This window comes from Streptomyces sp. NPDC003038 (assembly GCF_040611115.1).
Lineage (GTDB): Bacteria > Actinomycetota > Actinomycetes > Streptomycetales > Streptomycetaceae > Streptomyces.
Genome location: NZ_JBEXNN010000054.1, coordinates 1 through 20,833 on the forward strand (window position 1 = coordinate 1; position 20,833 = coordinate 20,833).

At 70.5% G+C, this 20,833-nt stretch carries 19 protein-coding genes and 1 pseudogene; 17 read left to right on the forward strand and 3 right to left on the reverse strand.

The window, feature by feature from the left end; translation table 11 throughout:
- Positions 1 to 268 precede the first annotated feature (268 nt).
- Genes ABZX75_RS32450 through ABZX75_RS32460 form a run of 3 tightly spaced genes read left to right on the forward strand, consistent with a single transcriptional unit; the run spans position 269 to position 3,860 of the window.
- The gene (locus ABZX75_RS32450) at positions 269 to 730 is read left to right on the forward strand and encodes a hypothetical protein (RefSeq protein WP_355417222.1); all 462 of its coding nucleotides are present in this window, start codon (positions 269 to 271) and stop codon (positions 728 to 730) included.
- On the forward strand, positions 727 to 2,901 hold the full coding sequence (locus ABZX75_RS32455) for an ATP/GTP-binding protein (protein WP_355417225.1): 2,175 nt from the start codon (positions 727 to 729) through the stop codon (positions 2,899 to 2,901). The genes ABZX75_RS32450 and ABZX75_RS32455 overlap by 4 nt, the downstream gene beginning before the upstream one ends.
- A 17-nt stretch (positions 2,902 to 2,918) precedes the next feature.
- Positions 2,919 to 3,860, forward strand: coding sequence for a replication-relaxation family protein (locus tag ABZX75_RS32460; RefSeq protein ID WP_355417228.1), 942 nt, complete (start codon positions 2,919 to 2,921; stop codon positions 3,858 to 3,860).
- A 69-nt stretch (positions 3,861 to 3,929) separates the two neighbouring features.
- Here the strand turns inward: ABZX75_RS32460 and ABZX75_RS32465 are convergent, their stop codons facing one another.
- Positions 3,930 to 4,241, reverse strand: coding sequence for a hypothetical protein (locus ABZX75_RS32465; RefSeq protein ID WP_355417231.1), 312 nt, complete (start codon positions 4,239 to 4,241; stop codon positions 3,930 to 3,932).
- A 1,936-nt stretch (positions 4,242 to 6,177) separates the two neighbouring features.
- Between ABZX75_RS32465 and ABZX75_RS32470 the strand changes: the two genes are divergently transcribed.
- The 12 genes from ABZX75_RS32470 to ABZX75_RS32525 all read left to right on the forward strand — a co-directional run bounded on the left by ABZX75_RS32470 (position 6,178) and on the right by ABZX75_RS32525 (position 17,876).
- Positions 6,178 to 6,780, forward strand: a complete 603-nt coding sequence (locus ABZX75_RS32470; protein ID WP_355417234.1) for a hypothetical protein — start codon at positions 6,178 to 6,180, stop codon at positions 6,778 to 6,780.
- Between the two features lie 35 nt (positions 6,781 to 6,815).
- Positions 6,816 to 7,643: an ATP/GTP-binding protein gene (locus ABZX75_RS32475; protein ID WP_355417236.1), complete on the forward strand. Its 828-nt coding sequence runs from the start codon at positions 6,816 to 6,818 to the stop codon at positions 7,641 to 7,643.
- A gap of 40 nt (positions 7,644 to 7,683) precedes the next feature.
- Positions 7,684 to 8,376, forward strand: a complete 693-nt coding sequence (locus ABZX75_RS32480; protein ID WP_355417240.1) for an SAF domain-containing protein — start codon at positions 7,684 to 7,686, stop codon at positions 8,374 to 8,376.
- A complete protein-coding gene (locus ABZX75_RS32485) occupies positions 8,373 to 9,296 on the forward strand; it encodes a hypothetical protein (protein WP_355417243.1) in 924 nt (307 codons plus the stop codon). Before ABZX75_RS32480 ends, ABZX75_RS32485 begins: the two co-directional genes overlap by 4 nt.
- On the forward strand, positions 9,289 to 10,851 hold the full coding sequence (locus tag ABZX75_RS32490; protein WP_355417246.1) for a CpaF/VirB11 family protein: 1,563 nt from the start codon (positions 9,289 to 9,291) through the stop codon (positions 10,849 to 10,851). Before ABZX75_RS32485 ends, ABZX75_RS32490 begins: the two co-directional genes overlap by 8 nt.
- 142 nt (positions 10,852 to 10,993) lie before the next feature.
- Complete coding sequence (locus tag ABZX75_RS32495) at positions 10,994 to 11,911, forward strand: type II secretion system F family protein (RefSeq protein WP_355417249.1); 918 nt, start codon at positions 10,994 to 10,996, stop codon at positions 11,909 to 11,911.
- Positions 11,908 to 12,798 (forward strand): type II secretion system F family protein, encoded by an 891-nt coding sequence (locus ABZX75_RS32500; RefSeq protein WP_355417252.1) that lies wholly within the window; start codon positions 11,908 to 11,910, stop codon positions 12,796 to 12,798. Before ABZX75_RS32495 ends, ABZX75_RS32500 begins: the two co-directional genes overlap by 4 nt.
- An 18-nt stretch (positions 12,799 to 12,816) precedes the next feature.
- Positions 12,817 to 13,002, forward strand: coding sequence for a hypothetical protein (locus ABZX75_RS32505; protein ID WP_355417255.1), 186 nt, complete (start codon positions 12,817 to 12,819; stop codon positions 13,000 to 13,002).
- A gap of 27 nt (positions 13,003 to 13,029) precedes the next feature.
- The gene (locus tag ABZX75_RS32510) at positions 13,030 to 13,452 is read left to right on the forward strand and encodes a TadE family protein (RefSeq protein WP_355417258.1); all 423 of its coding nucleotides are present in this window, start codon (positions 13,030 to 13,032) and stop codon (positions 13,450 to 13,452) included.
- Positions 13,434 to 13,892: a TadE family protein gene (locus tag ABZX75_RS32515; protein ID WP_355417261.1), complete on the forward strand. Its 459-nt coding sequence runs from the start codon at positions 13,434 to 13,436 to the stop codon at positions 13,890 to 13,892. The genes ABZX75_RS32510 and ABZX75_RS32515 overlap by 19 nt, the downstream gene beginning before the upstream one ends.
- On the forward strand, positions 13,889 to 14,347 hold the full coding sequence (locus ABZX75_RS32520) for a pilus assembly protein TadG-related protein (RefSeq protein ID WP_355417263.1): 459 nt from the start codon (positions 13,889 to 13,891) through the stop codon (positions 14,345 to 14,347). The genes ABZX75_RS32515 and ABZX75_RS32520 overlap by 4 nt, the downstream gene beginning before the upstream one ends.
- A 7-nt stretch (positions 14,348 to 14,354) precedes the next feature.
- Positions 14,355 to 17,876 carry a LysM peptidoglycan-binding domain-containing protein gene (locus ABZX75_RS32525; RefSeq protein WP_355417265.1) on the forward strand — a complete coding sequence of 1,174 codons (3,522 nt, stop codon included), beginning with the start codon at positions 14,355 to 14,357 and terminating at the stop codon, positions 17,874 to 17,876.
- Positions 17,877 to 18,068: 192 nt separating this feature from the next.
- On the opposite strand, the gene ABZX75_RS32530 is transcribed toward ABZX75_RS32525, so the two are convergent.
- On the reverse strand, positions 18,069 to 19,562 hold the full coding sequence (locus ABZX75_RS32530) for a transposase (protein WP_355417271.1): 1,494 nt from the start codon (positions 19,560 to 19,562) through the stop codon (positions 18,069 to 18,071).
- Between the two features lie 12 nt (positions 19,563 to 19,574).
- On the reverse strand, positions 19,575 to 19,781 hold the full coding sequence (locus ABZX75_RS32535; RefSeq protein ID WP_355417268.1) for a hypothetical protein: 207 nt from the start codon (positions 19,779 to 19,781) through the stop codon (positions 19,575 to 19,577).
- Positions 19,782 to 20,022: 241 nt separating this feature from the next.
- On the opposite strand from ABZX75_RS32535, the pseudogene ABZX75_RS32540 reads away from it, so the two are divergent.
- Both ABZX75_RS32540 and ABZX75_RS32545 read left to right on the forward strand, forming a co-directional pair.
- Positions 20,023 to 20,301, forward strand: a pseudogene (locus ABZX75_RS32540) (transposase family protein); the annotation flags it as partial.
- Positions 20,302 to 20,432: 131 nt separating this feature from the next.
- Positions 20,433 to 20,732 (forward strand): transposase, encoded by a 300-nt coding sequence (locus tag ABZX75_RS32545; protein ID WP_355417274.1) that lies wholly within the window; start codon positions 20,433 to 20,435, stop codon positions 20,730 to 20,732.
- The last annotated feature ends 101 nt before the right edge of the window (positions 20,733 to 20,833 follow it).

Genomic DNA, 20,833 nt, shown 5'->3' on the forward strand with positions numbered 1-20,833 from the left:
GCCTGTCCGTCACCCGGTACGACTAGGTTCGCTGTCAAGGAAGCCGAAGCGACTGGGTTCGCTGTCAAACGCCTCGATTGGATGACACCGGACAGCTCGGCCGAACCCGCTGGCACCCCTCAATCGTCAAGGGATGGCAAAGCATTCGGGCGCGATGTCTGGATCGGCCTCGAATACTTACTTAGTCCAGGTGAAGGGCTTCTTCCCACCCTCCTGGAGGAACCGAGCACCACACCGACCCGTTCCGGCCGACCTCGGTCCGGTCGACATGAGCCTGCGGGACCTGCCGGTCGATGAGCTCCTCGCCCAGCTCCAAGCCGTCCTGAGCGCGGCCGCCCCGTACCTCGTCGCCCTCGGCGTTCTCGGGGCGGCGGTCTGGGTGTGGTGGACGATCCGGCGCGCTGCGCTCGTCCGGGAAGCGCTCGCCGACCGGGTCCAGGTCGAGGTGATCCCGACCGCCACCTTCGACCCCGGTGAAGGCGAAGTCGGCCGCTGGGCCCGCCAGCTCGGGCGCGTGCACCACGCCGCCGACGGTGTCCCGGCCCGCGGATCGGCGGTGCGCCTGCGGTACACCGCCGTGGGGGGAAAGATGCGCTGCTACATCGAAGGCCCGGCCGCCGCGGCCGCGATCCTGAACATGCCCGGCTTCGCCGAGGTCGAAGTCCGAACCCAGCACGGCCAGGCCGACATCCGCCCCGTCCGCTTCCACGGCCCGGGAGAAACAACGTGACCGCCGTCATCTCCCTCGCCAAACCGGCGCCGACGACCACCGCCCAGGCGAGCGCGCGCCGGTACGTGCAGCGAGCCGAGCTCGCCCTGGGCCTGCCCGACTACAAGGCCCTGGCCTCCCTCGGCCTGAGCCCCGACCCGCTCCAGCAGCTGGCCGCGGCCATGGCCTCCGTGCGCACCGAGGACGGGGAGAAGGCCGAGGCGGTCTTCGACCTGGTCCCCGTCTCCGAGCGGCGCCTGGCCCGCCGCCGACGCCGCCTGATGGCACGGGCCGCCCGCCGGGGCCCGTCCGCCTACGGCGAGCGCCTCACCGGCGGCCTTGGCGGAGGCGGCTTCTGGGGCTCGATGACCTCCGCTTGGTCCGGCGGCGCCAGCGCATCCCATCGCTCCGAGCGCATTCCGCGGCAGACAGACCTGCGCGACGGCGTCGGCAAGCTCGAACCGTCCGCCGGGGCGGTGTTCGCCGTGCAGATCCTGCTGCGCACCGAGGCCGCCCACCCGCAGCTGGCCCTGGCCCGGATGCACCAGCTGATCGCCGCGCTGTCTATGACCTCGGGGGAGAACTACCTCAAGACCCGCCGGCCCCGACGATGGGCGATCGGCAAGTTCGAGCGCCGGTTCGCGAGCGGGGAGTTCGCCCCGCATCGCCGGCAGTGGCTGACGGTGCCCGAGCTGGCCGGCTGGCTCAAGCCGCCGACGGTGAAGTGCACCGCCTCCAGCGTGGTCCGCACCGGGGGCCTGGTCCCGCCGGCCCCGGCCGACCTCCCCGTCTACACCGGGCAGCGCGACCTGATCCCGCTCGGCGCCGTGGTCTACCCCGACGGCCGCGAGCGGATCGCCGGCGCCCGGGTGCAGGACCTCCTTTTCGGCCTCCAGCTCGGCAAGTCCGGCCACGGCAAGACCGAAGAGGCATTGGTCCAGTGCATCGCGATGGCCCACTCCGGCTACGGCTGCTGGTTCCTCGACCCGCACGGCGAGGGCTGGGCCCGGGCCAAGCCCTACCTCGCGCACCCGGAGATCGCCGACCGGCTCTGGGAGATCAACCTCGCCAAGGCCGACCCGGACCAGCCCGTCGTCTCCTGGAACCCCCTGTCGATGGAGGGCCGCAACCTGTCCGACGTCCAGGACATCGTGCGCTCCGTCACCGAGGGCATCGCCGCGGCGCAGGACTGGGGCGACAACGCACCGCGCGCCCGGACCATCCTGGCGCGTGCCTCCCAGGCGCTGGCTCTGCTCAACCTCAAGGCCGTCCAGGCCGGGCACCCCGAGGCGCAGTGCACGCTCTTCCAGCTGCGCACCTGGCTCACCGACGAGGACTGGCGCGAGGGGCTCCTGCGCAAACTGCCGGACCGCGTCCGCGCGTACTGGGAGACCACGTTCCCCAAGCTCGGCCCGGACGCGGTGCCGACCGTCACCTACGCCATCGACCGCCTCGACACCAGCCAGAGCCTCCAGGGGTTCTTCGGCAGCCCGCGCTCCGCGTACGACGTCCGCCGCGCCATGGACACCGGCAAGGTCGTCTTCGTCTGCCCGTCCGGCAGCGAGAGCGACGCCCTGGTCAGCTGCCTGCTCATCCACGACCTGCACCGCGCCGGCCTCTCCCGGCAGGACACCCCGCGCGAGCAGCGGAAGACTTTCTGGGCCTGGGGCGACGAGCTCACCGCACTCGACTCCTCCAGCAAGGGGTTCCTCGCCGCCATCGCCGAGCAGCTGCGCAAGTACGAGGTCCGCTTCATCGGCATGACCCAGATGGCGCTCCGGCTCTCCGCCATCACCCGCCAAGCCCTCCTTCAAAACCAGAGCTGGCTCAGCACCTGCGCCGCGGACTACGACGAGGCGGCCTTCGTCGCCAAGCGGTGGAACGGCCACGTGTCCCCTGAGACGATCACCGAGTTGCCGAAGTACCACTACGTGATGTCCGTGAACCTCAACGGCGCCCGGACCACGCCCTTCCGGGTCCGCGGCCTGCCCGTGGACGAGGTCTTCGCGCACTACGACAACCCGGCCGGCGTCCCCGCCCTCGACCAGGCGATCGACAGCAACCTCAACCGCCGTCCCCTCGGCGACATCCTCGCCGGCCTGGAAGAGCTCGACGCCGTCGTCCTCGCCCACCACACCGGCCGGCGCCCCGGCGGCCCGAGCGCCGGCGACCCCACCAGCGTGATCGACTAGAAGAAGGTGAGCACCCCGTGCCCTATCCGCACTCCGCCCCCACCGGGCTGGGCCAGGTCGCCCAGCAGGCCGCCCAGGTCCTCTACCAGCACCGTCTCGTCTCCACGATGCAGCTTCACCGGCTCGTCACCCCGCACCACACCCGCTCCGAGTTCCTGCGCCGCCAGCTTCACACCCTGCGCCAGGCCGGCTTCGCCGAGGCCGTAGGACGGCGCAGCGCCGGCCAGACACAGCTGCTGTGGTGGCTGACGGAGAAGGGGGCGCAGTCCGTCGAGGCCGTGGGCCTGCTCCAGCCGCGCGCGTACCGGATGAGCCAGGAGGCCGCACTCGGCCCGCTCCAAGAGCACACCCTCGCGGTCGTCGAGACCGGAGCGGCGTTCGTGGAGCACGCGCGCCGCCTCGGCCACGAGTGCGGTCCCCTGGACTGGTCGCCCGAGATCGCCCACTACTACCGTGACGAAGCCCGACCCGGGGAGGAGCTGTGCCTCGTCCCGGACGCCGTCCTCAACTACGTCCACAGCGTGGGCAAGCAGCGCACGTTGCTCACGTTCTTCGTGGAGGTCGACCGCACCCAGATGACGATCGCCCGCCTCGCTCAGAAACTGCACGCGTACGCCGCCTACCACGAGTACGCGCCCCAGCCGCAGATGGCCAAGGGAACCCGCGGGCCCCGGCGCCAGGCCGCGATGCCGGCCTGGCGCTACCGCTATCCGGCGTTCCCCCGGCTCCTTCTCGTACTGACCGGCGCCTCCGAGGAACGTCTCGCCCGCCGGATCGCCGATCTGCGCAGCCTCGCGGCCAGTGATCCGGCACTCGCCTCCACCGGGCTCCGGGCCGCAGTCACGACTCTCGACCAGCTCCGCACCCGTGGTCCCTTCGAGCCGGTCTTCACACCAGTCCTCGGAGCTGCTGGGCCTGTCGACGTCTGGGTTCGCGGTCCCGTCGCGGCGGCGGCCTGATCAGAAAAAGCAGAGGAAACGAGGAAGGGCCCGGAGGCAACGCCTCCGGGCCCTTTCTGACATGTCGCACTAGCCCGTAATCCTGTGCAGGGGGACCACGACCTCTCGGCCAGTGGCCTTCTCGCCGAGGCGGAAGAACTTCACCTGGCCTTCCTTGTGGGTGAACTCCAGCCACCCGTCTGCTTCGAGCTCCCGACGCGCCTTCGAGAAGTGCGGTGCGGGCACGCCAGCCATCTCAGCCAGCTCGGCCGCGGTCTTCTCGACGGAGGTCTCCAGCCCCCCCAGGATCGCGTACCTCATCAGCACGTTCTGCTTCAGGTGCGACAGTTCGCTTATGCGCTGCGCGAGAGCTTCGAGCTCCGGGTACAGATGGCGAGGCATTGGTCTGGCCCTTCTTGGTAGCGGGTCGCCCCGGCACGGTTGGCAGGTGGTAGGCGGCAGCTTCCTGTGCCTGTTCCTCCCCTGAAAGGCTGGAGATGATGTGAGGGCTTGCCCGGTATTTGATGGTCCGCCCCACTACCTCCGCCACCAGCAGGCACTTGTGCTCTGACAGCATCTTCGCGATCCGCCGAGTGGCCTGTGGGGTCAGGCCCAGGTGGTCTGCAGCCTCGCCGGCCGTAGCCCCACCCTTCTCGAAGGCCTTGATGCCACAGAAGAGGAACACCCGAATCGCATCGCCGGTGAGGCCGGACTCTTTGCTCAGCATCTCCATGACCCGCGGGATGGAGAACTGCCCATGTCGGCCGCCCATGTTGTACGAGATGCGACGAGGCGGTGGTGGATCCACCGGCTCCAGCAACTCGTACACCTCACCGGTGGCCCGGTTGAACACATCGCGGGCCCCGCGCACTTCTCTTGGCACTACCGACCCCTGACCTGTGCTGTATGAACGCGCCGATCTTACGGCAGACGACATGTCGGCAACGGTAACTGAGCGAACCCGGCGATTCGTTCCCTGACTCCTGGCGACATGTCGCCTCGGGTCAGGGAAAGAACCTCAGAGTTCCTTCCGGTTCGCCGAAGGTCAGACCCGTCGCTTCATGCCGCCCAGCAGAACCGAAGGAACCCTCCGGTTCGTTCGATGTCGCTCTGCGACATGACTCTGTGCGACATCTATCGGCATCCTAGGATGCCGATATGGAACCCTGGGATGCCGATATCGGCATCCCAGGGTTCGCTTAGTGTGCACATTTCCGCAGGTCAGAGAGCTGCGGGGGCTGCGCCCTCTATACGTATCGGGAAGGAACCCACAGCTGGAGTCCGACGGCTGTCCTGTGGAAGGGTCCTGCAGCAGCATCAACCCACAACCGGCTTGGCTGCGGCGGTCGGTCAGGCTCGGGTCCCCCTTGAGCATCGGCCCTTCGGCCCGATACGGGGGGGACCAGCCCCCCGAACCCCCCGCCAGCGCCTAGGCCGCGCTGGACCGGCCATCGCGCGGGGGCTTGCCCCCGCACCCCCGAGCAAGGGCTGCGCCCCTGCACCCCACTCCGGGGGCTCCTCGCCCCCGGACCCCCGCGCCAGCGCCTTTCGGCTGCGCTGGACCAGCCACTGCCGCCTGCCCTGCGCGTGCTCCCTAACGGTCGCCCACGCACCGCTCCGGGCCCCAGGGGGCCCTCCACTGGCCAGTTGCCTGTGGGAGGAGGGGCTGATGCCGGACTCGGCTGAGGTGTTGCTGACCGTCCGTCGGCAAGCCACACCGTCGCGGTGGTTACGGCCATGGGTTGAGGTACGGAGGTGCGCCGAATCGAACAGGCTGAGGCTGGGGCGGAGCTCGGTAGGGGCGAGCCATGTTGGCTGGCCGAACCTGGCTGTCGAGGGCTCCGGGGCAACAAGCGCGTAGATCGGCCCGGTGGGGGAGGGGGAGCCGTTCGCGTACGAAATCAGTGAGAAGCCGCCCGCGTGTGTTCGGCAGGGGAGTCAGGAACGCATCAGTGGCGTTGCAGACCGGCCAAATGGTTGCGCTGGATTTCAGCCATTCCGATTACGGATTGAGCCAACCCGCGTTACGAATCTGAAGTACAGATGAACCGACATTCCGGCGTGCGATGAAGGTGCGACGCAGAGCATTCCAGTTGTTCGCGTCCCACTCGTCGGACTGAATTCCGAGAGGGTCCCGCAAGGGTCTGGAAACGCCCGTTTTGCACCGACCGCGTGGCGGTGAACTGCACTAACAGCTTTCGATGTTGGCCACCTCTGCGTAACGTATGGGAACAGTCCGGTCGCTTGTGACGGTTGTGGTTCACGCCACGAGAAACAGGCAGCAAACGCCTGCACCGGTCGCGATGGCTTTCTGGTCTACGGGGAGGCAGCGGTACCCATGGCACGACTCGATCAGCTCGGCTGGAACAGCAGCCGGGCAGTCCCTGCATTTCTTCTAACCGTCTGCGTGGCCCTCACCGCGGCCTGCACCACATCGAGCGGCTCGGATAACGAGAAGGACAAGGCCGCGTCCCCCACGGTCACAGCCGCTCCGAGCAAGTCGGCGACGCTCGATCCGGCCGAGGCCGCGAAGGCTGAGGCCCTGACCGCGTACAAGGCGTACTGGACGGAACTGCCCAAGGCCTATGCCGTGACGGCGATCGAAGGAACTGACCTCAAGAAGTACGCCGCCGCCGATGCTCTCAACAAGGCCATGGAGGAGATCGCCAATCTGAAGACCAACGGCCGGGTCATGACCGGTGAGCCAGTCCTCTCGAACCCCACGGTGACCGGGGCCGAGCTGGAGAAGAAGACCCCCAACGTCTCCCTCTCGGCCTGCCTGGACGTCTCCAAGTGGAAGATCACGGACAAGAAGACCGGCCAGCCGGCGCCCGTTGCCTCCAGCCCCGTCCCCAAGTACGTCATCACGAGCCTGATGGAGCGCTGGGACGGCTCCTGGATGGTCCTCAAGTACGAGCTCCACGCGGACCAGCCGTGCTGAGCCGCCGGTACGTCGCTCTTGCCCTCCCCCTCGCCGTGTCCCTGGCTCTCCCCGCCACAGCCGAAGCTGACGAGAAGCCGAAGTGCGAGACCGGCTTCGTCTGTCCGATCGTCGTGGTCCCCGGCGACCCCGGTGGAGGCACCGGCGGAGGAACCGGAGGCGGCGGTGGAGGAGGAGATACCGGCGGAGGCAACAGCCGGTACACCTGCACCTACACGCTGGCCGACCCCCAGCCTGGGGACGACAGCGCGCTGTGGGGACCCGGCGGCCGAAAGCCCGGCGTCTCCATGTACATCGAGGACTGCCTCGACAACGAGACCGGCATGCACGACATCAAGAACATCTTCACCGACGCCCCGCCTGGCGGAGGCGGTCCGGTGATTGACCCCGCGGTCGTGGCGCGGCAGGCGGTGGACAAGATGCGGCTGCGGCCCCCGGCGATCGGCATCACACCGAAGCCGGGCGGCAAGGGCGTGGTCGGCATGCCCGTCTACATGTGGACCGAGACCGGTCCCGAGACATACGGCCCGAACGTGGCTTCGGCGTCCATCGGGCCGGTGTCGGTGACGGCCACCGCCCGGGTGTCGAAGATCGTGTGGAACATGGGCGACGGGAAGACCGTCACCTGCACGACGGTCGGTACGCCCTACAAGCCGGAGTACGGCAAGACGCCGTCCCCGGACTGCGGGCACCGCTACGACAAGCCGTCCTCCACCACCGGCTCCGGCACCTACCACGTCACCGCGACATCCACCTGGTCGATCGACTGGCAGGTCACAGGCGGCGCCCAAGGCGGCCAGCTGACCGAGATCCGCACCAGCGCCGTGGACATCAACGTCGCCGAGGTCCAGGTCCTCAACTAGTACGCGCACTGCTTGCACTTCCCCGAGAGGCAGTACCCGAATGGAATCCCCCGCCACCCCGCCGGTGCCGCGTCCAGCCGGCCCCCGCACCGAACTCCCCATCACCACCGCGGCCCCCGTGAAGAAGCAACGCCGGTACGCCGCGGCCGCCCTGAGCACCGTGCTGGCCGTCGCGGCCGCCCTCGGCGCTGCCGCCGCCGTGTCCTCCGTCGGCGACCGCACGAAAGTCCTGGCCATCGCGAACGACGTCCCGGCCGGGCAGCCGCTGACGGACGCGGACGTCAGCGTCGCGGAGGTCTCGGCCGACGCGGCCCTGACGCCGATGCCTGCCACCGACCGCGCGAGCGTCGTGGGCCAGCGCCCTGCCGTCGACCTGCGCAAGGGCAGCCTGCTCGTCGCCGCCCAGCTCCAGCCCGGTACCGGCCTCGGCGACGACAAGCAGCAGGTGGGTGTGCAGGTCAAGCGTGGCCAGGCACCCGCCGGTTCGCTTGTTCCCGGCGACAAGGTCCTCGCGGTCACCGTCCCGGGCCAGGGCGAGCAGCCCACCGGCAAGGACGGCGCCGAGGCTCCGCCCACTTCCGTGAAGGCGGTCGTGGTCTCGGTCAGCCGGCCCGACGCGTCCGGCGCCGTCGTCGTCAACTTGGCCGTCGCGTCCTCGGACGGGCCCCTGCTGGCCACCCGCGCCTCGTCCGGGCGCGTGGCCTTGGTCCGCGACGTGCGGAGCGGATCGTGACCGTCACCGCGCTGGTGAGCGCGAAGTCGTCCGGTGTGACCACCAGTGCCCTCGCCATGACCCTGTCCTCCACGCGCCCCTCGCTGCTGGCCGAGTGCGACCCGGCCGGCGGCACCCTGCGCGCAGGGTTCTTCCAGGCCCAGATCACGGCCGGGACCGGTCTCTACCACCTCGCCGTCGCCGAGCGCGCCGGCGAGGACGCCCTCGCGCGGGCCTTCGCCGACCACCTCGTCCGCCTCGACGCCTCCGGAAACCGCCAGGTCCTGCCCGGCCTGACCGACCCGGCCCAGGCCCCCGCCCTCGAACGGAGCTGGCCCGCCCTGGCCCAGGTCATGCGGGTCCTGTCCGACGAAGGCGGCTACGACGTCGTCATCGACGCCGGCCGCCTGGCCCTGGAATCCGGCCGCCTCCACTCCACCCTCACCCCCGCACCCCTCCTCCACGGTGCGGACCTGGTGCTGCTCGTCGTACGCGCCACCGACCAGTCCCTCGCTCTGGCCCGGCACATGACCGAACCGCTGCGCAACGAGCTCACCGACCGCGGCACCGGCGTCGACGCCCTGGGCGTCCTCCTCATCGAGGACGGCCCCCGCCGCGCCCACGAGGTCTCCGACGCGCTGCGTCTTCCGGTGATGGCCGCGCTGCCCTGGGAGCCGGACACCGCCGCCTACCTCGCCGGAACCGGCAGCGCCCCGCGAAAGCTGAACAAGTCCGCGCTCCTGGGCGCCGCCCGCACCGCCCTCGGGCACCTCCAGGCGGCCGCCTCCCGGCGAGCCCTGCACCAGCAGTACCCGCCGGCCCCTCCAGCGCTGGCCGCCCAGCTGGCACCGGCTGCCCTCCCGGCACAGGCACAGGCCACTCCTCAGGTCGCCGGGGTTCTTCAGCGCCTGGGCCAGGGACGGGTGGATCCCCGTGTCTGACACCCAACACCGCCCCGACGGACTGACAGCGCACGGCCCCGCCGACATTGCCGGCCTGCTCACAGGCCGTATCGGCACGACGCGCATCCCCCAGCCCGCGACGGCACCAGTCCCGGCCCCCGCCCTGCCGGCTCCCACCCGCCCGGCGGCGGCCAGTCCGGGCGCGGTCCCGAAGTTGGCCGGGCTGCCTGGCCAACTGCCGGTCGCCTGGGAGGTGATCGAGGCGCTCCAGGCCGAGGTGTCCGCCGAGCTGTCCGCGCACGACCCCAGCCGCCTGCTGGAGGAAGACGACAGGAGGGCCCAGGCCCGTTCCATGGTGACCAAGGCCGTCGCCAAGTGGTCCACGAAGTACTCGCACGGCAACTCCGCACTCACGGCGGCCGAAGAACACGCCATCGGGGCGGCGGTCTTCGACGCGATGTTCCGCGGTGGCCGCCTCCAGGGCCTGCTCGACGAGGAAGGCGTCGAGGACGTCATGGTCGACGGGCTCCGCGCGCACATCGAGTACTACGACCGGCCCCGACGCAGCATCGACCGCGTTGCCGACTCACACGCCGAGCTGATCACCTGGGTCAACCGAATGGCCGGCCTGTCCGGCCACGGAGAGCGCGCCCTGACCCAGGCCACGCCGAACGTCGGCTTCCGCATGCCCGACGGGTCCCGTGTCACCGCGAGCCTGCTCACCACCCGCCCGTCGGTGGTCATCCGAAAGCACCGCATCCGCCAGCACGGCATTGACGAGCTCGTCCAGTGGGGCTCGATCAACCCGCTGCTGCGGGCATTCCTCCTGGCCTGCGTCCAGGCGAAGCTCAACATCCTGGTCGTCGGCGACATGGGCGCCGGCAAGACCTCCCTGCTGCGCGCCCTCGGGCGGGAGATCCCGCCAGGAGAGCGCATCGCGACCCTGGAGTCCGACCGCGAGCTCTACCTGGACGAGCCCGGGCCGCCGGACAAGCCGGGCCCGCTCACGTTCGCTTTCGAGGCCCGCCAGTCCAACGGCGAAGTCCGCGCGGGCAGCGGCGCGGGCGAGGTCACCATCGGCGACATGTTCCCCACCGCCCTGCGCTACAACGTCAATCGGGTCATCGTCGGCGAGGTCCGCTCCACCGAGGTCCTGCCCATGCTCCAGGCCATGTCCGCGGGCGGCTCCGGCTCGATGTGCACCCTGCACGTCCGCCGACCGCACGCGATCATCTCCCGCCTCGTCCAGCTGTGCACCGAGGCCGGCATGCAAACGGAGGCCGCGAACCACCTGATCGCCTCCGCGATCGACGTGGTCGTCTATCTCACCTACCTGGACGAGACCGCGATCGGCGGCCGCAAGCACCGCTTCGTCTCCCACATCTACGAGGTCCACGACGTCGTCGGCGAAGGCGGCCGCCCCACCACCAGCGAACTCTTCGCCCCCCACGGCGACGAACCGCGCGCGGTGTACCGCAACATGCCCTCGTACATAGACGTCCTGGAGCGCACCGGCACCTTTGATCGCCACTGGCTGACCCAGAACCCCGAAGGCGCCTGGGGCCCACCCATGAAGTTGGTGAAGCCGCGATGACCAACCTGCAGAACAAGAAGCCCTGTGACCCGCGAAATCGCCTACATCGCCGCCACGCTCACGGGAGCGGCCGTGTTCCTCGCCGGCCTGCTCGCGTGGCGGCTGCACAGCTGATGACCGAACCAGAGATCCGGGAGGTGCGGTGAACTCCTCGCAGCTCGCTCTCGTAGCCGCGCATTGCGCCCTCGTCACGGTCCTCGCCGGCATCCTGGCCGTACGCGAGTGGCGCGGCCGTGTCGTGGACCCGGCGAAGCCCGCATCCCGCCGCGCCAGCCGGATCCGCGCAGCAAAGGCGAGCCTGCCCGAGGCCTGGCAGCGGCGCTGGCGTGCCGTGGTCACCACCTCCGGGATCACCGTGCTCGCGGTATGGGCGTGGACCGGTTGGCCCGTCCACGGTGTCCTCGCCGGCGCCGCGGTCCTGGGCTTCCCGTTCCTCCTCAACCCGGGGACGGCCGCCGAGCAGAGGATCGAGCGTCTGGAGGCGATCGGTCAGTGGCTCAACGGGCTGGCGGGCATCCACACCGCGGGCATCAGCCTCGTGCAGACCATCCGCGCCAGTGCTCGCAACGCCCCGGCACCCATCGCCGCCAACGTACGGGCGTTGGATGAGCGGCTGCGCTCCGGCATGGACTCCAAGCAGGCTTTCGCCCTCTTCGCGGACGAGCTCGGCGACGGTGTCGTGGACCACGTCGCGCTGCTGTTCCAGTCGCACGCGGCGAACATGGGCCCCGGCCTGTCGACCGCTCTGGAGGCGCTCGCGGTGACGATCCACCAGCAGGCCGCCGATGCCCGCGACATCGAGTCCGACCGAGCCAAGATCCGCAAGTCCAGCAGGATCGTCTCGATCGTGATTTGCATCGTCTTCGTCGGCTGCATGCTCAACGAGGCTTGGTCCGCCTGGTACCAGTCCCCGGCCGGGCAGGTCGCCCTCGCGATCCTCGGCGCTCTCTTCGCCTGGACGCTGTCCTGGCTGCGCCGGGCTGCCGCGACGAAGCCGGACCCCCGCCTCCTCAACCCGCTGACCCCGGCCGAGCCGGCCGTGACGGGAGCCGCCCGATGATCCCCATGGAGGCGGTCCTGCCCGCCGCGGCCGCCGGAGCCTTTGCAGGCGTGGCCATCCGCGCCCTGTGGCCTGCCCGGCCCGACGTCGTCTCCGTCATGGACCGGCTCGACGCCGACCACATCGCCCGACAGCCCCGGGTCACCGCCGCCAGCACCGGGTCCCTGCCCGAGAAGGTCGGCACGCGCCTCCTCAGTGCCTTGGGCGAAAGGATCACGCTGCCCGTCCGGGATCTGAATCTCTTGCGGATCAGCCCCGCCGAGCACCTGGGCAAGCGCGCCCTGTTCGCCCTCTACGGACTGGTCCTGCCGCAGCTGGCCGGCGCGCTCCTGTCGATGCTGGGGGTGAGCCTGCCGTTCGTGATGCCCGCTGCCGCCGGTCTCGGCCTGGCTGCCCTGTTCTGGCTGTGGCCCGGCCAAGAGGTGAGGAAGGAGGCCGCAGCCGCCCGCCTCGTGGTCCGGCACGCCGCCGCCAGTTATCTCGACCGCGTCGCTCTGGCCCGTATCGCCAACTCCGGCGCCGCCCAGGCCCTGACCGACACGGCCGACGTGGGCGACGGCTGGATCTTCGAGCGGATGCGGCAGGCCTTCTACGAGGCCGACCTCGCCGGCGTCACCGTCTGGGACGCCCTCAAGCAGCTCGGCGAGGAACTTGACATCCCCGAACTCACCCGCCCGGCCGACACCCTGGCCCTCGCGGGCGACGGCGCCGCCGTCTACACCACCCTCCAGGCCCAGGCCCGGCAGCTGCGCGTCGCGATTCTCTCCGACTCCAAGGCCCAGGCCAACGAGGCATCGACCTCCATGGTGCTGCCAGTGACCTTCGCCGTGCTGCTCATGCTCGTCTTCGTGATCCTTCCGCCCATCGTCAGCATGTTCAACGGCTGATCCACAAAGGAGAAAACCATGCACATCCGCACCCTGACCACCCTGCTCGCCGCCCGTTGGGAGCGCCTGAAGAACGCCGGCGACGCCGGACAGACCTCGGCCGAGCTCGCGGTCATCGCCGGAGTCGTCATCGCCATCGCCATCGCTGTGGTGGCCGCCATCAAGACCTTCACCGACGCCAAGATCCCGCTCATCGGCGGCTGAAACCACCATCACCAGAAGGAGAGCGGCGTGAAAGACCAGATCAGCAGCCGGTGGCGGCGCCTACGGGCGCGTTTGCGTCAAGAGGTAGACCGCGGATCGGGGAGTGTCGAGCTCGCCGTCCTCGCCACCGTCGTGCTGTTCCTGGTCTTCGCCGCGATCCAGACCGGCATGTACTTCCACGCCCACAGCGTCGCTCGGTCCGCCGCGACCCAGGGTGTGGAAGCCGGCCGCCAGATCGGTGCCGGCCCCGGCGACGGGGTCGCCCAGGCGCAGGAGCTACTCGCGAAGTACGGAAGCGTCCGCGGGGCGAGCGTGTCCACGGAGGGCAGCGGCGCCGAGCAGATCCGCATCACGGTCCGCGGCACCGTCGCCACCCTCGTCCCCGGCCTCGAACTCGACGTCGTCCAGAGCGTCGAGGCTCCCGTCGAGCGATGGGTCGCGGCCCAGTGAGGCGAGCCCGGCGCATCAACTGGCGCGAGGACCGGGGCAGCTACTCGGTGGAGACGGTCATCCTCGCCCCGGCCATCATCGCCCTCATGCTGTTGATGATCGCGTTCGGCAGGGTCACCGATGCGGCCGGCGCGGTCGACTCGGCTGCCCGCGCGGCCGCCCGCGCAGCCTCCCTCGAACGTGAAGCCGGCGCCGCGCAGGCCGCCGGGGAGGCGGCCGCGAACCGCAGCCTCACCGGTGAGGGAGTCCGCTGCGCCTCGTCCAGCGTCTCGGTCGACACATCCGGGTACGGCCTCGACATCGGCCAGGAGGCCACCGTCCGCGTCTCCGTCGCCTGCACCGCGCCACTCGGCGAGATCGGGCTGCCCGGGCTCCCCGGATCCCGCACCCTTCGGGCCTCATGGACCAGCCCGATCGACTCCTACAGGAGCCGCCAGTGATCACCGCCCTCGCCCGCCGGTTCGCCCGCCTGCGGGACCGGATCCTCAGCGGCGGAGACCGGGGGTCGCTGTCGCCGTTCTACGCCGTCAGCGCCCTCGGCATCATCATGATCATGGGGCTGCTGGTTGACGGCGGCGGCGCCCTCAACGCGACGAACAAAGCGACCGGGCTCGCTCAGGAAGCCGCTCGCGCGGCCGGCCAGCAGCTCAACGTCCCCGCCGCCGTCCAGGGCACCGAGATCACGGTGGACCCGGACGCGGCCGTCGCCGCCGCCCAGGACTACCTCGCCGCCCAGAACGTCAGCGGCAAGGTGACCATCACGGACGGCGGCCAGCGGCTCGAAGTGACCGTCCACGACACCTACACCACCTACTTCGCCCAGTTCGTGGGTAGGTCGACGATCAGCGTGTCCGGCACGGCACACGCCCGACTGCACACCCAAGCCGGAGGCTGACCGCCCCATGAGCACTTCCGTACGCCTGCTCCGCGCCTTGCTCGGCCTCGCCGTCCTGGCCGCACTCATCGCCGGTATCCCCCTCCTCCTGCTGGCCGTTGGGTATCAGCCCACGGATTTCGTCGGCGGATGGGATCTGCTGACCCAGCAGGACGACGGCCGGCTGTTCTTCACGGTGCTCACGACCATCGGCTGGATCGGCTGGGCGCTGTTCACCCTCTCCGCCCTGGTCGAGATCGTCGCCCTGTTCCGCGGCCGCAAGGCGAAGCGGATCAAGGGCCTCGGCGGGATGCAGTCCTTCGCAGGCCTCCTTATCGGCGGCCTCGTCCTACTCGCCCCCACCGCGGCCTCGGCCGCGACCACCGGCCCGGCCGTCGCGGCGACGGCCGTACAGACCGCGGGCACCAGCAGCGCGGCGACAGCCCAAACGGCGGCCGCGGCGGAACAGGACGCCTGGCCCACCCACACGGTCACCGGGGACTCCGAGCTCCCGTGGGACCTGGCGGAGCAGTATCTGGGCAGCGGACCGCGCTGGAAGGACATCGCCGCGCTCAACCCCTCCATCCCCGAGCTCACGGCGGGCGACCAGTTCCTGCCCAAGGGCGTAGTGATCCGGCTCCCCGCCGACGCCAACATCACCAAGCCGGCCGCCCCGGCGTCGGCACCCTCCCAGGCCGCGCCCGAGACGGCCGGGCCCGCGCAGCAGCCCGCGCAGGCCGCCCCCACAGACGCAAAGCTCGCTGCGGACCAGGCTGAGCATGTCGTCAAGCCCGATGAGAACCTGTGGGGCATTGCTGACGAGCATGGCGACCCTGAGGACTGGCCGAAGATCTTCGAAGCCAACAAGGGCAAGGCTCTGCCCGGCGGCGGGACGTTCGACAACCCCGACCTGATCGTCCCCGGCCAGAAACTCACCCTCCCCACCGCAACCGCCCCGGCCCCCGCCCCCGCCCCCGACAGCCGGCCTGCCCCGGACACCAATACGCCCCCGACGCCGGACACGGCGAAGGAGAGCCCCACACCTGCGGCACCCGCCCCCGCGCCCTCAACGCCCGCCACACCTGCGCCCGCTGCATCCACCCCCAGCGCCGCGCCCACCACATCGCCCGCGCCCGCGCAGGCCGGTCAGAAAGCGGACACCGCCCAGCAGCTGCAGGACACTGACGAGGCCCTGGCCCCCGCCGCTGTCTGGATGGGAGCCGGCGCCCTGGCCGCCGCCCTCATCGGCACCCTCGCCACCCGCCGCATCCTCCAGCAGCGCCGCCGACGGCCCGGCCGCCGCATCCCCATGCCCACCGGCAGCGCCGCCGCCACCGAACAGGGCCTGCGCGCAGTCCAGCACCCCACCGGCTTCGACCTCCTCGACGCCGCCCTGCGCACGCTGGCCCTCAACCTCGCCGCAGCCAAACGCGACCTGCCCGTGGTCACCGCCGTCATCCTGCACGAGCAGAAGGTCGAGCTCCACCTCGACGGCGAAGTCCCCCCGATGAAGCCCTTCTCGGGCACCGCCGGCCGCACGGACCTGTGGATGTGCCCGGCCTCCAGCCCCGACCTCGCCGACCACGACGCCCTCCAGGGCGCTGACGCGCCTTACCCGGCCCTGGTCTCCCTGGGCTGGGACGGCGCAGGCCGCCTGGTCCTCGTCGACCTGGAGTACGTCGGCGTCCTCCACCTGGACGGCGACGCCGACCACGCCCGCCACGTCCTGCAAGCCATCGCCGTCGAGCTCGCCAGCACCCCCCTGCCCAGCCACCTGGAAATCACCGCGCTCGCCGACACCGCTCCAGGCCTCGACGACGCAGCCCCTGAACGGGTCGCCCGCACCGACACCCTCGCCGACGCGGTCGCCGAAATGACCAGCCACACCGCCGACCAGCGTCGAGCCCTGGCCGCACTCGGCGCACCCACCCTCCGCACGGCCCGCCTCAATGAAGACGCTGGCGGTTCCTGGACGCCCCACATCCTCCTCGCCGCCGAACTGCCGGAAAGCGCCGAGACCGAGGCGCTGCTCGACCTGATCACGGCCCAGCCGCGGGTCGCCGGCGCGGTCGTCACGGCCAGCGAGAACGCCGACCTGGCCCCGCAGGAGGGTTGGACCCTGCACTGCGCGGGTCCGGACGAGACCATCGTCCTGCCCGGCTCCGGCCTGCCCATCAAGCTCCAGGGCCTGTCCGACGCCCACTTCGCCGACGCGATCGAGCTGCTCACCCTCTCCGCCAGCACCACCGACGTGCCCGCCCGCGACGAGTGGCTGGACGACCTCCTCGACCTCGACGAGGAACTGGAAGACCAGCGGGAGCCGGGCCAGGAGAACTCCTCGAACGACCTGGAGGAGAGCGACGACGAGGGAGCGCCCGAACCGCAGCCGGTTGCCGGTGCCGACGAGGACGGCATGCCCGCCGAGTACGCCGACATGGAGCGTGAGGAGCTGGAGACCCCGGAGGCCGAGAACGCGGCGCCCACCGACGAGACCGGGGAGGCCCCGGTCCAGCCCGCTGCCCCCACGGCTGAGGCACCCGAGGACCCGGCAGAGCGCGGCACCAGCGGTCCCACCCTCGCGGACCTCTTCAATCCCCCGGCCGCATCCCTGCCTGCGAGTGCGTCACCGCCTGCCACGCCCGAACCGACGGCGACCGCCCCTGTGCTGACGAAGGAAGAAGTGGCCCCTGCTGAGGCCGGCCTTGCGGCCGACAGTCCGCTCCCGGCACCGCTCCCGGTCGCGGTGCCCGGCCCAGCTCCCGCCGCCGACGCCGCTGAGGCGCCGTACGACACGGCGCCGACGGTGCTCCTGCTCGGGCGTGTGGTCATCGAGGGCGCCGCAGGCCGGATCGACTCCAACCGCCAGAGCGCGGCCGTCGAGCTCGTCTCCTACTTGGCGCTCAACCCTGGCGCCGACCACCACGCCGTCGACGACGCACTCTGGCCGGGCCGCCTGGTCAACAAGCAGATGCGCAACGCTGTCATCTCCCGCACCCGGTCCTGGCTCGGCAAGAACGCCGACGGCGAGGCCTACTTCCCGCGGGTCCAGGACACCGGCGACAGCCGCTACCGCCTCGCCCCGGCCGTCACCTGCGACTGGCGGAAGTTCCAGTACCTCGCCCGCATCGGCCTCGCCCGCCACGACGAAGACGGCGAACTCGCCCTGCGCCGGGCCCTCGCGCTCGTCCGAGGCAGGCCCTTCGCCGCCATCGACCCGCAGCGCTACGCCTGGGCCGAGCCGGTCGTCCAAGAAATGGTCTCGGCCATCGCCGACGTCGCCTACGAGCTGTCCACCCGCCACCGCGAGGCCGCTGACTACGCCGGCGCGCTCTGGGCCGCGCACCAGGGCCTCCTCGCCGCCGAGGAGAACGAACTCCTGCACAGGCAGGTCTTCCTCGCCCACCACGCCGCCGGAGACGTGGACGCCCTCCGCGAAGCCGCAGCACGCCTGGCCCGCATCAACGAAGGCCTCGGCGGCGGCGTAGACATGGAGACGGAGACGGCGCAGCTGCTCCGTACGCTGCTGCCGAAACCCTTCAGCGTCCGCTGAGTCAGAGTGCAGCGCGTACGCACGGAGAGGTGGGCAGCACGTTGGTCCCACCTCTGCGCCACCGCTGGGCACGCACAGCACGCAGCCATCTGGACCATGCGCGCAGATGTGTAGACCTCGTGGCGATGCTCAGCACCGAACGACCGGCCGCCGACTTTGTCCCCGACGTAGTCTCCGTTGCTTAATTCGGGTTCACGCGGTGAGTTGGTAGGCGAGGCGGCTGGTGCGGACCCGGCGGAGGGGATGGTCGCTCCAGTGGGCGTTCAGCCGGACGATGTTGATTGCGGTGGCGGAGAAGGCGTGCTGGAGGCGGACCTTGGGCAGGCCGCGGTAGCGGGCGCGGCGGATGCCGGTGACGTCGAGGGCCTGGTTGATCGTGCCCTCGATGCCTGCCTTCAGCGCGTACTTGTCTTTCCAGGTCTTGGTCTTCTGCTCCGTGCGGGCTCGTGTGAGGGCCTCGTGGGCTTCTTTCGGGCGGAGGGTGAGCATGCGGGAGCCGCGGGCCGAGGTGGTGCAGCGTTTCTGTGAGGGGCAGGCCCGGCAGTCGTGTCGGTGGAACTCGACGACGATGGCGGCCTGTGCGTGCTGGGTGACGGGGTGCCAGCCGATGCTGGCGTGTCCTTCGGGGCAGCGGACGGTCCGGGACTTCCAGTCGATGCGGAAGTCGCTCTTGGCGAAGCCTTCGGCGGCCTTGGCCTGCGGGGAGTGGTCGGCCATCAGCGGGGTGATCATGGTGATGTTGTTCTTCGCGGCGGTGGTGACCAGGTCGGCCGAGGGGTAGCCGGCATCGAGGTAGTGCTCGCCCGGGGTGAGGTTGCGTTCGGCGAGACGTTGCTGGATGCCGGTGGTGGCCTTCACGTCCGGCACGGTGGCGTCGGTGGTGTGCACGTCCGTGATCAGGTTCGGCCGTGGGCCGGTACGCCGTCCGGCTTCGGCTTCGGCTTCGGCTTCGGCGGGAGGGTCACAGCTCTCGGTCAGATGGATCTTGTATCCGCACCAGAACAGGTCCTCTCCCTTGGCCGCCCAGCGGGCGTCGGGATCATAGGGGGAGGCCAGGCGTAATCTGCCGGGCGGGACGCCCTCCTGGTGGGCGTCCCGCTTGGTGATCACCTCCCGTCCCCGGGTGTCGGTGTGCAGACTGCAGGTCTGCACCAGGACCTGCCGCAGCATCTGCACGGCCTCGACGTCACGGACCCACACCGGGGCGCCGGCCTGGTAGGCGGCCCGCACGATCGCGTAGCCGTCCTGCCCGAACACCTGCGCCAGCCGGTCCCGCTTGACCTGGGACGACGGCATGGTCCAGCCGTTGACCCTGGGACCGTAACGGTGGGCGAACTCGGCGACGTCGATCTGTGAGGCCAGCCAGGAAGGAGCCGCAACCGCCAGCGCCTCCCAGGCGGCGCGCACGCTCTCCCCGGCCAGCTCCAGCCGGTTCAGGTCCCGCACCGCGCTGATGACGTGGGTGGCATCAGCGCGCTGCTTGCCCCCTGCGCCGACCAATCCGGCCTGAAGGCAATGGTCGACCAGCCCGTCGAAGACCACCCGCTCCAGGCCGTGCTCGGTGATCCGGGCGCGGAACTTGCTCAGCACGGTGAAGTCGAAGCCGGCATCGGTCAGCTCCCGTCCCAGCGCGTACTTCCACGACAGGCGGTCCCGCACCGCTTCCGCAGCCTGCCGGTCGGTCAGGTTCTCGGCGAACTACAGGACGGTGACCAGCGACAGCACCGCCGGGGGCATCCCCGGGGCGCCCCGCACGCCGAAGGCCCCGGCGAACGGCTCGTCGGCGAACACTTCGGCCAGATGGTCACGGACCCGGATCGGCAGACTTCCATCGGGGAACGCCGCCCGAGCCACGACCGCAGTCTGCTCCGGGACCGGCGGCAGACCTTTGGGCTGCATCGACATCGCTTCACTCCCCACGAACACGACACGACCGGCCGCCGGCCGCAGAAGCGATCATGACGTCAACAAGACTCCACCCGCAGGCAATTGAGCAACAGAGTCCAGGGCTGATTCAAAGTCGGCGTGATCATGTGGCACCGCTGGTCACCGCAGGGGTGGCGATCTCCGGACAGGCGTCACGCATGCAACGAAGCTCCGGTTTACGGGGTGACTCCGCAAGTCGCCCTGAACAACCGGAGCTTCGATGTGCCGTCAGTCTGCCACCGTCTGCCTGACCAAGTCGCCCTCACGTCAACACCGCGAGATCCCGCAGGTGGCGGACCGTCTGGAGACCCTTCCCGATCCGCGTGACCGGCGTGGCCGCCGCCACTCCTTGGCTTCCGTGCTGCTGCTGGCTGCCTGCGCGGTGCTGGCGGGCGCACGCTCCTACCTTGCCATCGGCCAGTGGGCCCGCTCGGCTCCGCAAGACGCCCTCGCCCGCCTGGCGGTCCGCCGCGCCGGCGCCCTGGGCGTGCGCACCGCCCCGAGTACCTCCACCGTCCGCCGCGTGCTGCTGGCCGTGTGCCCCGGCGGCCTGGCCGACCTGCTCGGCTACGCCGCGACCGGGTCGAGAGCCTGGCGCTGGACGGCAAGAGTGCGCGTGGTTCGCGGACCGTGGACGTCCCGGCCGCCCACCTGCTGTCCGCGGTCACCGGGGCTGGACGCACCGTCACCCAGCTGCGGGTGCCGGACAAGACCAACGAGATCACCGGCTTCGCCCGCTTGCTGGCCCCGTTCGACCTGGCAGGCACCGTGGTCACCGCCGATGCCCTGCACACGCAGCGTGAGCATGCCCGCTTCCTGGTCGAGGAGAAGTACGCGCACTACCTGTTCGTGGTCAAGGCCAAACCAGCCTGGTCTGTCCACCGCGCTGCGGTCCCTGCCGGCCGCGGGTCTGTAAAGTTTTCGGTGTAACTGGGGTGGTCTCGTGGGTCAGATTCGGTTGTTGGTGAGGCGTCCGTCGAAGGCGATGTCGAAGGCCTGGAGGGCTCGCTTCCAGCGGGTGGTCCAGCGTT